General features: G+C 73.0%; 6 protein-coding genes. 5 read left to right on the top strand and 1 reads right to left on the bottom strand.

Going from position 1 to position 13,040, the window contains the following annotated elements; genetic code table 11:
- Positions 1-46: 46 nt before the first annotated feature.
- The 4 genes from ABT070_RS34215 (at position 47) to ABT070_RS34230 (ending at position 9,661) form a co-directional block, all read left to right on the top strand.
- Entirely contained in the window at positions 47-1,021 is a 975-nt protein-coding gene (locus ABT070_RS34215) for a helix-turn-helix domain-containing protein (protein ID WP_351766479.1), read from the top strand.
- Positions 1,022-1,251: 230 nt separating this feature from the next.
- Positions 1,252-6,954: a glutamate synthase-related protein gene (locus tag ABT070_RS34220; RefSeq protein ID WP_351766480.1), complete on the top strand. Its 5,703-nt coding sequence runs from the start codon at positions 1,252-1,254 to the stop codon at positions 6,952-6,954.
- A 5-nt stretch (positions 6,955-6,959) separates the two neighbouring features.
- A complete protein-coding gene (locus ABT070_RS34225) occupies positions 6,960-8,750 on the top strand; it encodes a sulfite reductase subunit alpha (RefSeq protein ID WP_351766617.1) in 1,791 nt (596 codons plus the stop codon).
- 2 nt (positions 8,751-8,752) lie between these two features.
- Complete coding sequence (locus ABT070_RS34230; RefSeq protein WP_351766481.1) at positions 8,753-9,661, top strand: hypothetical protein; 909 nt, start codon at positions 8,753-8,755, stop codon at positions 9,659-9,661.
- On the opposite strand, the gene ABT070_RS34235 is transcribed toward ABT070_RS34230, so the two are convergent.
- Positions 9,658-11,040: an MFS transporter gene (locus ABT070_RS34235; protein WP_351766483.1), complete on the bottom strand. Its 1,383-nt coding sequence runs from the start codon at positions 11,038-11,040 to the stop codon at positions 9,658-9,660. The two genes, ABT070_RS34230 and ABT070_RS34235, sit on opposite strands and share 4 nt — an antisense overlap.
- A gap of 164 nt (positions 11,041-11,204) precedes the next feature.
- Between ABT070_RS34235 and ABT070_RS34240 the strand changes: the two genes are divergently transcribed.
- The gene (locus ABT070_RS34240) at positions 11,205-12,986 is read left to right on the top strand and encodes a SulP family inorganic anion transporter (protein WP_351766484.1); all 1,782 of its coding nucleotides are present in this window, start codon (positions 11,205-11,207) and stop codon (positions 12,984-12,986) included.
- Positions 12,987-13,040 lie beyond the last annotated feature (54 nt).

The following is a 13,040-nucleotide window of genomic DNA, read 5'->3' on the forward strand; positions in this document are numbered from 1 at the left end:
CCTTCGGGTGAGTGTCCGGAACGACATGCCCCGTACACTTTCGGACATGGGCACCGTCGCGCTGGCCGTCACCGAGGGGATGCTGCACTTCGAACTGTCCATGGCGTACGAGGTGTTCGGCGCCGCTCCGGTCGGCGTGACCGTCCCGTGGTACGACGTCGAGGTCTGCGGGCCGGACGCCGTGCGGGTCGGCCGGTTCCGGCTGGAGCCCGACCACGGACTGGACCGCATCGCCCGCCTCCGGCACGCGGACACCGTGATCGTCCCCGGCTGGGCGGACGTCGACGCGGAGCCGCCCGCCGAACTCGTCGACGCGGTGCGCGCGGCCCACGAGGCGGGTGCGCGCGTGGCCTCCCTGTGCACGGGCGCGTTCGTACTGGCCGCCGCCGGGCTGCTGGACGGCAGGCGCGCGACCACGCACTGGGCGCACACCGAGGTCCTGGCCGCCCGTCATCCGCGGCTGGAGGTCGATCCGGACGTGCTGTACGTGGACAACGGCAGTGTGCTCACCTCCGCGGGCAAGGCCGCCGCGATGGACCTGTGCCTGCATCTCGTCCGGCTCGACCACGGCTCGGTCGTCGCCAACGCCGTCGCCCGCCGCCTGGTGGTGCCGCCGCACCGGGCGGGCGGCCAGGCCCAGTTCGTCGCCGCCCCGGTGCCCGCCCGGGACGACCACCCGCTCGCCTCGCTGTTCCCCTGGGCGATCGAACGCCTCGACCGGCCGCTCACCGTGGAGGACCTGGCCCGCCGGGCACGGATGAGTTCACGCACCCTCGGCCGCCACTTCAGGGCGGTGACCGGCACCACTCCGTTGCAGTGGCTGCTGACCCAACGGATCCGACGCGCCCAGGAGTTGCTGGAGACCACCGACGACGTCGTCGACGTCATCGCGACGGCCACCGGCATGGGCACCGCCACGACGCTGCGCCGGCACTTCAACCGCACGGTCGGCGTGCCTCCGGACACCTACCGCCGGACCTTCCGCTCACGGCCCGACGCCGATCCGACGCGGGCCACATAGGTGGGCACGTAGGCGGGGGCCACGTAGGCGGGGGGCATATAGGTGCAGGGCGCACCCTTGCGTAGAGGTTAGGTAAGCCTTACCATACCTATTCGCACCACTCAGGGCCTCGGCCGTCACACCGGTCCGCCCGCGGCGAGCGCTTCACCGACGCAGCCTGGCCGTCCTCCCCGATGCTCCAAAGCGCCTGGGAGGTACCCCCAGCCGGAACGCGCTCACAGGACCCGCACTTGAATCGATCGACCTTGGGTCTGTACGACCCTGCCCGCGACCACAGCGACTGCGGCGTCGGCTTCCTCACCCGTCTCGACGGAACGCCGAGCCACGACGTCATCCGCAAGGGCGACGAAGCGCTCCGCGCCATCCCGCACCGCGGCGGCACGTCCGCCGAGGGCGTCGGCGACGGCGCGGGGGTGAGCGTCGACCTGTCGGTGGAGTTCTTCGGCGCGCTCACCGGTGAGGCGCTGCGCGCCGGGCACTTCGGCGTCGCGAACTGCTTCGTGCCGACCGAGGCGGAACGACGCCACGACGCGGTCGGCCTCGTCGGCCGGAGCATCGCCGAGCAGGGCTTCGAGGTGCTGCTCGTCCGTGACGTACCCGTGGACCACAGCGTCGCCCGGCCCGCCGCCGAGCAGTACCAACTGCCCGTCGTGCAGTGGGTGTTCCGGGCCCCGGAGGGCTGGGAGCGGCACGGCGTCGACAGGGCCGCCCACCGCGCCCTGCTCGCGATCGAGGCCGTCGCCTACGCGGACGACACCTACGCCGGGCTGTACCCGCTGTCACTGAGCGCGCGGACGCAGGTGCTCAAGGGGCGGCTCAACTCCGGTGAGATCGTGGGGTACTTCCGCGATCTGTGCGATCCGCGGCACTCCGTGCGGTCGCTGTACTTCCACACCCGGTTCTCCACCAACACCGAGCCGCATCCGACCATGGCGCAGCCGTTCCGCCTCATGGCGCACAACGGCGAGCTCAACACCGACCGCAAGAACCGCCTGTCCGACGAGGCCCTCGCGCGGGCCCGCACCCGGAGCATCGTGCGGCCGCCGGGGCAGTCCGACTCGAGCCGACTCGACCAGACCCTCCAGAGCCGGGTGTCCGACGACGGCCTGGACCTCGTCGAGGCCGTCGTGTCGCTCATGCCGCCCGCCTGGGAGAACGACCGCACGCTGCCCGCCGCCGTCCGGGACATGTTGGAGTACTTCTCGCTGTACGAGGAGAAGAACGACGGTCCGGCGGCCGTCATCTTCAGCGACGGGGACGTCATCGGCGCCCGGCTCGACCGGCTCGGCTTGCGCCCGCTGCGCACGGTCGAGACCGCCGAGTACCTGATGGTGGCGTCGGAGGCCGGCCAGGTCGCGTTCCCCGACGAGGAAGTCGTGCACCGGGGACGTATCGAGGCCGGCGGCATGCTCGTCGTCGACCACCGCACCGGCCGGCGGATGCGCACCCACGAGGTGCTCGCCGCCCTCGCCGCGCGCCGGCCGTACAGCGAACTGCTGGGCGCGGCCCGGGTGAACCTCGACGATCTGCCCGCCCCCGACTACTACCGCGGCACGACGACCCTCGGCTACGACGGCGACCTGAGCCTCGCCGGCCGGTACGTGGCGTACGCGCTGAACCAGGAGAGTTTCCGGTTCATGCTCGACCCGATGCTCGCCACCGGGTCGGAGCGGATCTCGGCGATGGGCTACGGCAACGCCATCAACGCGCTCAGCGACACCGAGGGCGGCATGGCGAAGTACTTCTCGCAGCGCTTCGCCCAGGTGACGAACCCGCCGCTGGACAGCATCCGCGAGGCCGACGGCATGAGCATGCGGGTCGCGCTCGGCCCGAAGCCCGACGGCACCGGGAACACCAACGGCCGGCAGCTCGTCGTCTCCTCGCCCGTGCTCGGGCATCTCGACATGGTCCGGCTGCGCGACCAGCGGATCGTGCCGCTGGAGCGGTTCGCCATGCTCTACGAGCCGGTCGCCGGGGACGAGACCGCCAACGCCGACGCGCTGCGGTCCGCGCTCGGGCGGCTCTGCGACGACGTCGAACGGTTCGCCGCGGCGGGCGGCGGCATCGCGCTGCTCACCGACCGGGCGATCTCGTCGACGCGCGCGCCGCTGCCGGTGATCCTCGCCGTCGCGGCGGTCAACCAGCGGCTCATCGAGACCGGGCTGCGGCTGCGCGTCTCGCTCGTGGCGGAGAGCGGTCAGCTGGCGTCGTCGCACCACGTCGCGACGGCGCTCGGCTTCGGCGCCTCGGCGGTCTACAGCCTCAGCGCACGGCTGCGCGCCGAGGAGAAGCACCCGAGCGCGCCGGCCCCCGCGGGCGAGATCACCGGCACCGACCGGGCGCTGGCGAGGTTCCGCAAGGCGGCCGAGAAGTCCCTCGCCAAGACCATGGGCCGGGTCGGGCTGTGCACCGCCGAGAGCTACATCGGCGGCGAGTTCTTCGAGCCGAACTACCTCGACACCCGGGACGACGTGTTCGCGCGGACCTTCCCGCACATGGAGGCCCCGGTCGGCGGTGTGGGGTTCGCCCGTATCGCGCAGGCCGCGACCGACTGGCACGAGCGGGCCCGCACCGTGGACACCGAACAGCAGATCCCGCTGCTCGGTCTGTTCAAGGAGCGCTCGGACGGCGCCGGGCACTCCTTCGGCGTCACGGCGGTGCGCGGCTTCGGCGGCATGACCGAGGAGCCACCCCGGTTCGGCCGGCCGGACGACCCGGACGCGCTCCGCCTGCTCACCCTCGGCCGGCTCGACGACGCCTTCGGCATCACCGACGCCGCCTACCGCAACACCGGGTACGACGCGCTCAGCGACGCCGAGATCGACGCGTTCCGGATCACGCCCGGGTACCGCGCCTTCCTGCGGACGACGCACGAGGAACGGTCGCGCCGCCCGGCCGCGCTGCGGGACGTGCTCGCGCTGCCCGCGGACATGACGGGGCTGCGCACGGCGGAGGACTTCGCGCGCGAGCTGGGCCGGTTCTCCACGACCGGCAACGCGAGCGTCACGGTCCGCGGGGTGACCGTCTCCGTCGTCTCCGTCGTCTCCACCGGCTCAACCGGCTCCACCGATCCCGCAGGCTCCGCTGATCCCGCAGGCCTCACTGGTCCCGCAGGCTCCACGGGTCCCATGGGTGCCACCCATCCCACCTGTCCTGCAAACCCCACCGGTCCTGCAAGCCCCACCGGCCCCGCAGGCTCCACCGGCCCCGTCGTGGGGACGGTCAGCGTACGGCTGCGTCTCACCGCGCCGGGGGGCGACGCCGTCGAGCGTCATGCCGCCCTCGCCGAGGGGCTCGCCCTCGCGCATCCGGGCGAGGTCGGGGCGCCGGCGGTGGACGCCGACGGTGTCACCCTCACCGCCACCGGCACCGCCGCGCGGCTGCTCACGCTCCTCGACACCGCACCCGACAGCGTCCCCCTCGACGACGTCCAGCCCGCGCACGAGATCACCCGCGCGCTGGCCTCCGGCGCGATGAGCCACGGCGCGCTCGTGGCGACCGCGCACGAGGCCGTGGCCCACGGCACGAACATGGTCGGCGCCCTGTCGAACAGCGGCGAGGGCGGCGAGCACCACTCCCGGTACGGCACCATCCGCGGCTCCCGCATCAAGCAGTTCGCGTCCGGCCGGTTCGGCATCTGGGCGGGGTATCTCGCCGACCCGATGCTCCAGGAGCTGGAGATCAAGATCGGGCAGGGCGCGAAGCCGGGCGAGGGCGGCCAGCTGCCCGCGCCCAAGGTCACCGTCGACATCGCGGCGGCGCGCGGCGGCACCCCGGGCATCGAGCTGATCTCACCGCCGCCGCACCACGACACCTACTCGATCGAGGACCTCGCGCAGCTCATCCACGACTGCAAGGCCGCGCGGGTACGGGTCGTCGTGAAGCTGGTGTCCTCGGAGGGCATCGGCACCATCGCGGTCGGCGTCGCCAAGGCCGGCGCGGACGTCATCAACGTCGCCGGGAACACCGGCGGTACGGGCGCCGCGGCCGTCACGAGCCTCAAGTACGCCGGGCGGTCGGCGGAGATCGGCGTCGCCGAGGTGCACCAGGCGCTCGTCGCGAACGGGCTGCGGCAGAAGGTCGTCCTCCGCTGCTCCGGCGCGCACCAGACGGGCGGCGACGTCGTCACCTCGGCGCTGCTCGGGGGCGACAGCTTCGAGTTCGGCACGACCGCGCTCATGATGCTCGGCTGTGTCATGGCGAAGAACTGCAACGTCAAGTGCCCCGCCGGGCTCACCACGAACGCCGAGGCCTTCGAGGGCGACCCGCGCGCGCTGGCCCAGTACCTGCTCAACATCGCGCACGACGTCCGGCAGATCCTCGCCCGCCTCGGTCTGCGCTCCCTGCGCGAGGCCCGGGGCCGCACGGACCTGCTGCAGCTCCTCGACCACCCGGCGAGCGTCGGGCGGCTCGACGTCCGCCGGCTGCTCGCGCGCGTGCCCGAGAAGGCCGTCGCGGACCCGGAGTACCTGGAGAAGGACTTCACCACCGACGACGCCCTCATCGCTTCGGTACGGGCCGCGCTCGTCGACCGGCGCGAGCCGTCCCTGCTCATCGAGGGGATCCGCCTCGGCAACAGCGACAAGTCGGTCGGCGGGCAGCTCGGCATCGACGTCGAGCGGCTCCTCAACCACGAGTTCCACGGCGCCGTACCGGCCGTCGCGGCCGACGACCGCGGCCGCCGCCGGCTCGTCGACGGCGCGGTGCGCATCCGCACCACGGGGTCGGCCGGTCAGTCGTACGGCGTGTTCTGCAACGACGGCATCACCCTCGAACACACCGGCACCGCGAACGACGGCGTCGGCAAGAGCCAGAGCGGCGGCCGGATCGTCGTCCGCGCCCCGGGCGGCGGCAGCGCCGAACGCGGCGGCAACGTGCTCGTCGGGAACTTCGCGCTGTTCGGCGCGACCGGCGGCCGGACGTTCGTGCAGGGAGAGGCCGGTGACCGGTTCGCCGTGCGCAACTCCGGCGCGACCGCGGTCGTGGAGGGCGTCGGCGACTTCGGCTGCGAGTACATGACCGGCGGCACCGTGCTCAACCTCGGCGGCTTCGGCAAGGGCCTCGGCAACGGCATGAGCGGCGGGTTCCTGTACCAGTACGACCCGTCGGGCGAGCTTCCCGGCCGGGTGAGCGCCGACTCGCTGCTGGTGTTCCCGGTGACCGACACCGGGCAGGGCGCGTTCCACGAGGAGGCCGTGCGGCTGCTCCTGGCGTGGCATGCGGAGGCCACCGGTTCACGGCTCGCGGCCCGGCTGCTCGACGACTGGGAGAGCGAGCGCCGGCACGTGTACTGCGGGATGCCCCGGTCGCTGCTGCTGTACCAGGACGCCTCCGAGATCCTCGCCGCGGCGACCCGGAGCGAGCTGCTCGACGAGCTGGCGACCTCGATCGCGACGGACAAGCTCCGCGCGTTCAAGGAGGACTACCGCGACCGGCGTGCCGTGCTCGGCGGGCGGGCGCCGGCCTTCGGCGACCAGGGCGGTGCCGACATGTTCTCGCTGCTGTCGTCGTACACGGTGCTCGGCGTCGCGCAGGACCTCGCGCTGCGGCGGGTGCCGGGTGCGACCGGCCCGGACGATCCGCGGGTCGTCGAGGCCGTCCGCAACCTCGTGCTCACCGAGGACTTCTTCGTCAAGCAGCGCGTCGTGAAGTACCTGCGCGGCACGCTGGAGCGGTTCGACGACGGGGAGCTCGCCACGCTCATCGCGATCAAGCGCCTCGACGACTACAAGAGCGCGCTGAAGCAGCGCAACAACCTCAGCGTGGACGCCCCCGGCACCTACGGCTGGATCGTCCACCAGACGACGAAGAACGCCGGCCGGGTCCGCGCGGCCCGGTTCGACGAGCTGCTGGCCAACGCCGCGCTCGCCGACCTCGCCGACCTCGCGAGCCGCCGTATCCCGCAGGCCCCGACCGAGACGGTGACCGCGTGACCCTCATGCCCCCGAGCGGGTCCCTCATCCCGGCCGACGCGCCGTTCTCCGCCGAGCAGGAGGCCTGGCTCGCCGGGTTCATGGCGGGCGTCGCGGCGGCCGGACGCCGGGACGGCGCGGCGGGCGACGCGCCCACCGCGACGGTCGACGTGCTGTTCGGCACCCAGACCGGGAACGCGGAGTTCCTCGCCGGCGAACTCGTCGCCGCGGCGCGCGCACGCGGCCTCGGCGGGACGGCCACCGCGCTCGACGCCGTGCCGCCCGAGCGGCTCGCCGCGATGTCCCACGTGCTCGTCGTCACCTCCACCTACGGCGAGGGCGAACTGCCCGACAACGCCGGGCTGTTCTGGGAGGCGTTGCAGTCCGACACGGCACCGCGCCTCGAGGGTCTGCGCTACGCGGTCCTCGGCCTGGGCGACCGGGGCTACGACGAGTTCTGCCAGGCCGCGAAGCTCATCGACACCCGCCTGGAGCAGCTCGGGGCGACCCGGCTGCACGACCGCGTCGACTGCGACGTCGACTTCGAGGAGCCGGCCGGGGAGTGGACGGCGGCGGTCCTGGAGCGGGTCGTCGCGGAGACGGGCGTGGTCGCGAGCACGGGCGCGGTCGTGCCCGCCGGTGCCGGCGCGGGTGTGAACACCGGTGCCGGCGCGGGGCCGGAGGTGGTGGCCGCCCGGCCGCGCTCCCCCTGGAACAGGCGCACCCCGTACCGCTCACGGCTCGCCGTGAACAGGCTGCTGTCCTCCCCGCGGAGCGCGAAGGAGATCCGCCACTACGAGTTCGACCTCGGCGACAGCGGCATCGCCTACGCGGCGGGGGACGCGCTGGCCGTCGTACCGGTGAACGACGAGGCGCTCGTGGGCGCGCTCCTCGATCACCTCGGCGTGAGCGGCGACGAGGAGGCCGACGGCCGTCCGCTGGCCGAACTCCTGCGCACCGGGCGCGAGATCCGCACCCCGTCGAAGGAGCTCGTCGCCGAGCTCGTCGAGCGTGCGCCGTCGAGCGATCTCGCCTCGGTCGTCGCGCACGGCGACCGGTCCGACCTCGACTCGTGGCTCTGGGGCCGGGACGTGCTCGACCTGCTCCGGGATGCCGGTTCCGCCGCCCCGGGACCCGCCGGACTGCTGCCGCTCCTGCGGCCGTTGCAGGCCCGCCAGTACTCGATCTCGTCGAGCCCGCTGGCCCACCCGGACCGCGTCCACCTCACCGTCGCGTCCGTCCGGTACGGCACCGGGCAGCGCACGTACGAAGGCGTCGCGTCGACGTACCTCGCGAACCGCGTCGGCGAGGAGACGCCCGTGGGCGTCTACGTGCAGCCGAACGCCTCCTTCGGGGTCCCGGCGGACGACGACGCCCCGATGGTCATGATCGGCCCCGGCACGGGCATCGCGCCGTTCCGCGGTTTCCTGCACGAGCGGGCCGCGCGGGGCGCCGCCGGGCGCAACTGGCTGTTCTACGGCGACCGGCACCGGGACACCGACTTCGTGTACGAGGACGAGCTGACCGAGCTGCGCCGGCGCGGGGTGCTCACCGAACTGGACCTCGCGTTCTCGCGCGACCAGGCCGAGAAGGTCTATGTGCAGACGCGGATGCGCGAGCGGTCGCGTGAGCTGTACGCCTGGCTGGAGGAGGGCGCGCACGTGTACGTCTGCGGCGATGCCTCCCGGATGGCCAAGGACGTCGAGGCGGCACTGCTGGGCGTCATCGCCGAGCGGCGCGGACGCGGTGACGACGACGCCGCGGAGTACCTCGCCGGTCTGCGCCGGGCGAAGCGCTACGTACGGGATGTGTACTGACCATGACGGACCGATACGCCGACCGCGGCTGCGCGTTCGAAGGGTGCTGCGGGCGGCGGAACAGCAGTGTGCGGCTGATCGACGCCCGGATGCCCGAGCTGGCGCGGTGCCTGACGCTCTTCCGGTACGTCCAGGCGGTCACCGGAGGGCCGGTCGCCCGGATCGACCAGGCCGGCAGTTACGCGGTCCCGAGCCTGCGCGGTGACGCGTTCGCCGTCCGGCCGGGCTCGATCGCGCTGCGCATCGACGGCGACGGTGTCGCCTCGGCCGTGGTCGCGCGGGACGAGGGCACCGGCGCGGTCGCCCTGCACCTGTTCGACGTGGACGGCCGGACCGTGCACCAGGGGCGGCTGCTCTCCGAGGGGGACCGGCTGCTGGCCGGGCTCGCCGGCACGGTGCACGCCGGGGCGCCGGTCGCCGGACCGTCGGCGGTGCCCGCGGTGCCGGCCTGGGAGAACGGCGACCAGCTCGCGCAGCTCGACGCGGTCCTCGCGGACGGTGGCCGCGCCCGGCGCGCGGCGTTCGGCCGGTACCGCGGCGAGCACCGGGCGATCGAGGCCGGTGTCGTGCCCGCGGTGCTGGACCACGTCTGCTCCGTCGGGCTGCCGATCGGCGTCGCGGTGTTCGCCCCGGCGGCCATGCAGGCGTGCGGCGGCCCCGTCCACGTCACCGACCGGACCGTCGGCGGGCGGGTCTTCGCGGCGATCGCGGAGAGCTCGGTGGAGATCGACCTCGCGGGCGTCCGGGCCTGCCACCTCGTCCGCTCCACGGCGGCGCACGGCCCGACCTCGGCGATCGAGCTGGACGACGGGGACGGGCGCTGCGTCGCGGTCATCACGCAGTTCGGGATGGTCGGGGAGCAGGTGCACGCGGCGTGGGAACACCTCGCGGCCTCACTGCCCGACGCCTAGCCCGATGCCGTCTCCTCGGGAAGGAGTGCCGCCGCGACCAGGCCGCCGAGGCCGAAGACCGCCAGGACGATCATCGCGGCGGCGTACGCGCCCTGGGTGAGGCCGGCGACGAGGATGGTGCCGGCGATGGCCGTGCCGAAGGACGAGCCCAGGTTCGACACGCTGCGGGACAGGCCCGAGATCTCGCCCTGCTGCTCCTCGGGGAAGCTCGACTGGACGACGTTGACGGACGGGGTCAGCATGACGCCCAGCCCGAGTCCGGTGAGGAGGAGGCCGGGGACGAAGGCCCACGCGGTGGAGAAGCTCCCGACCAGGACGATCAGGACGACCAGGCCGACCGTGGAGACGGCGAAGCCGGTCATGACGAGCGTGCGCTGAGGGTGCCGGCGGGCCAGGCGCTCGGCCGCCAGGGAGGTGGCCAGCAGGCCCAGGGTGGCCGCCGTGAAGACGACCCCGGTCCGGACGGCGTCGTAGCCGCGGACGACCTGCAGGTAGGCCGCCACCGTGAACGACGTGCCCATGAGCAGCAGCCATTGCAGGTTCTGGGTGACGAGTCCGAGGTTGGAGGTGCGGTTGTCGAACAGGCGGAGCGACAGCAGCGGCTCCTGGCCGGCCGCCTCCTTGGCACGCGCGGAGCGGAAGAACCACCAGAGCACGAGGGCGCCGAGGACCAGCAGCACGATCATGAGCCAGACGTTGTTGTCGGCGGCCAGGATGCCCATGACGACGAGGACGAGACCGACGGCGGAGAGGACCGCGCCCGCGGTGTCGAAGGTGCGGGTCGGATCCGGGGGCAGCGGGTCGTCGATGCGACGGCTGAGGACGACGATCACGCCGATCACCAGGGCCTGGAACACGAACGCGGCGCGCCAGCTGATGGCGGTGGTGATGAGTCCGCCGATCAGCGGCCCCGCGGCGGCCCCGACACCGCCCAGCGCCATGACGACCCCGAACGCGCGGGCGCGGGAGGTGACGTCCGGGTAGAGGAGGGTCGTGAGGATGTAGACGGGTGGGATGAGCAGCGCGGTGCCGATGCCTTCGAGGATCGAGTTCCCGAGGATCAGGACGCCGAGTCCCGGGGCGGCCGCGCTCAGCAGGGCGCCGATCGCGTAGACGACGAGGCCGGTCAGGAAGCAGCGTTTGCGGCCGTAGCGGTCGGTCAGCTTGCCGCCGGGGATCATCAGCGCGGCCATCACCAGCAGGAAGACCGTGATCGCCACCTGGACGCCCTGGACGGTGGTGTCCAGGTCCTTGCTGATGTCGTTGATCATCACGTTCATGTTGGAGCCGGCGAAGCTGCAGATGAACTGGGCGAGGGCGAGCGCGGCGAGCACCCGCCCGTGCCCCGTCGGCGGCGCGGGCCGCTCCGTTTCGACCACGTGCCTCGCCTCCGCCCGTGTCCTCGTGGGTGGTACTGGTTCACAGGAGCCGTCCACGCCAAGCTTTCGACAGCGCGGTGGCCGTCGCCTCACCCCCGGTGGGTGAAACCGGAGCCGGGCGCCCGCCTGTACTCGGCCTGACAGATCCGACGGAAGGACCAGCTGTGACGGACCAGCGCCGGAGCCGTACGCTCCGCTCCCGGTGGGGTGCTGTTCCCGGGGTCCGGGCGATGGTGTCCTACCGGCGCGAGTGGCTGGTCAAGGACCTGGTCGCGGGCGTCGTCCTGACGACCCTGCTGGTGCCGCAGGGCATGGCGTACGCCGAGTTGGCGGGTCTGCCGGCCATCACCGGCCTGTACACGACGATCCTCTGTCTGCTCGGCTATGCGGTGTGCGGGCCGTCCCGGGTCCTGGTGCTGGGCCCCGACTCCTCGCTGGGGCCGATGATCGCCGCCACCGTGCTGCCCCTGGTGGCGGCGGACGGGGATCCCGACCGGGCGGTCGCGCTGGCGTCGGTGCTCGCGCTCATGGTGGCGGCCGTCATGATCCTCGCCTCGGTGGCGAAGCTCGGTTTCATCGCCGATCTGATCTCCAAGCCGACGATGATCGGCTACATGAACGGCCTGGCCCTGACCATTCTGATCGGTCAGCTGCCCAAGCTGCTCGGCTTCAAGGTCGAGGCGGACAACCTGATCGGCGAGTGCGTCGGCCTCGTGCGCGCGCTCGCCGACGGGGCGGCGGTGCCGGCCGCCGCCGCGGTCGGCGGCTGCGGGATCGTGCTGGTCCTGGTTCTCCAGCGCTTCCTGCCGAAGGTTCCCGCGGTGCTCGTGATGGTGGTCCTGGCGATCGCCGCGACCACCGTCCTCGACCTCGGCGAGCACGGTGTCGACCTGGTCGGGGAACTGCCCGCGGGCTTCCCGCCGTTCACCGTCCCCGACGTCCGGCTCGCCGACCTCGCCCCGCTGTTCGGCGGTGCGCTGGGCATCGCCCTGGTGTCCCTGGCCGACACCATCTCCAACGCCTCTGCCTTCGCGGCCCGTTCGGGACAAGAGGTCCGCGGCAACCAGGAGATGACCGGGGTCGGTGTCGCGAATCTGGCGGCCGGTCTCTTCCAGGGTTTCCCGGTCAGCGCGAGCGGCTCCCGTACGGCGGTGGCGGAGCGCGCGGGGGCCAGGACCCAGCTCACCGGGGTCGTCGGCGCGGCGCTCATCGTCCTCATGCTCGTGCTGGTCCCGGGCCTGTTCCGCAACCTTCCCCAGCCGGCCCTCGCCGCCGTGGTCATCACCGCGTCCCTGTCCCTGGCCGACATCCCGGGGGCGGTACGGCTGTGGCGGCAGCGCCGGACCGAGTTCGCGCTGTGCCTCGCGGCCTTCGTCGGCGTGGCCCTGCTCGGCGTGCTGCCCGGGATCGCCGTCGCCGTGGCGCTGTCCGTCCTCAACGTCTTCCGGCGCGCCTGGTGGCCGTACAACACCGTGCTGGGGCGGGTGCGGGGCCTGGAGGGATACCACGACGTCCGCTCCTACCCGGCGGCCGGGCGGCTGCCGGGTCTGGTGATCTACCGGTTCGACGCCCCGCTCATCTTCGCCAACGCCAAGACCTTCCGCGACGAGGTCGGCCGGCTGGCCGGCGCGGATCCGCGGCCGAGCTGGATCGTGATCGCGGCGGAGCCCATGACCGACGTGGACACCACCGCCGCCGACGTCCTGGTGGAACTCGACGAGACGCTCAACGCGCACCACGTACACCTGGTGTTCGCCGAGCTCAAGGACCCCGTGCGACGCAAGATCGAACGGTACGGACTCACCCGCACCATCGACCCCCGGCACTTCTTCCCCACCGTGGAGGCCGCCGTCGCCGCCTTCCGTCTGCGCACCGGGGCGGACTGGGCGCCGGGCCCCGGCCCCGACGCCGCCGCGTCCCCGCCCGGCGCCCGGGACGACACGTGAGCGACGTGAGCGACGTGAGCGGCGTGGGCGACGTGGGCGGCGTGGGCGACGTGA

The organism is Streptomyces sp. NPDC002884 (assembly GCF_040295245.1).
Classification (GTDB): domain Bacteria; phylum Actinomycetota; class Actinomycetes; order Streptomycetales; family Streptomycetaceae; genus Streptomyces.

Excerpts from the sequence above, each read along its gene's own strand:
- ABT070_RS34215 (WP_351766479.1), top strand. The coding sequence starts at position 47 with ATGGGCACCGTCGCGCTGGCCGTCACCGAGGGGATGCTGCACTTCGAA.
- ABT070_RS34225 (WP_351766617.1), top strand. The coding sequence starts at position 6,960 with ATGCCCCCGAGCGGGTCCCTCATCCCGGCCGACGCGCCGTTCTCCGCC.
- ABT070_RS34230 (WP_351766481.1), top strand. The coding sequence starts at position 8,753 with ATGACGGACCGATACGCCGACCGCGGCTGCGCGTTCGAAGGGTGCTGC.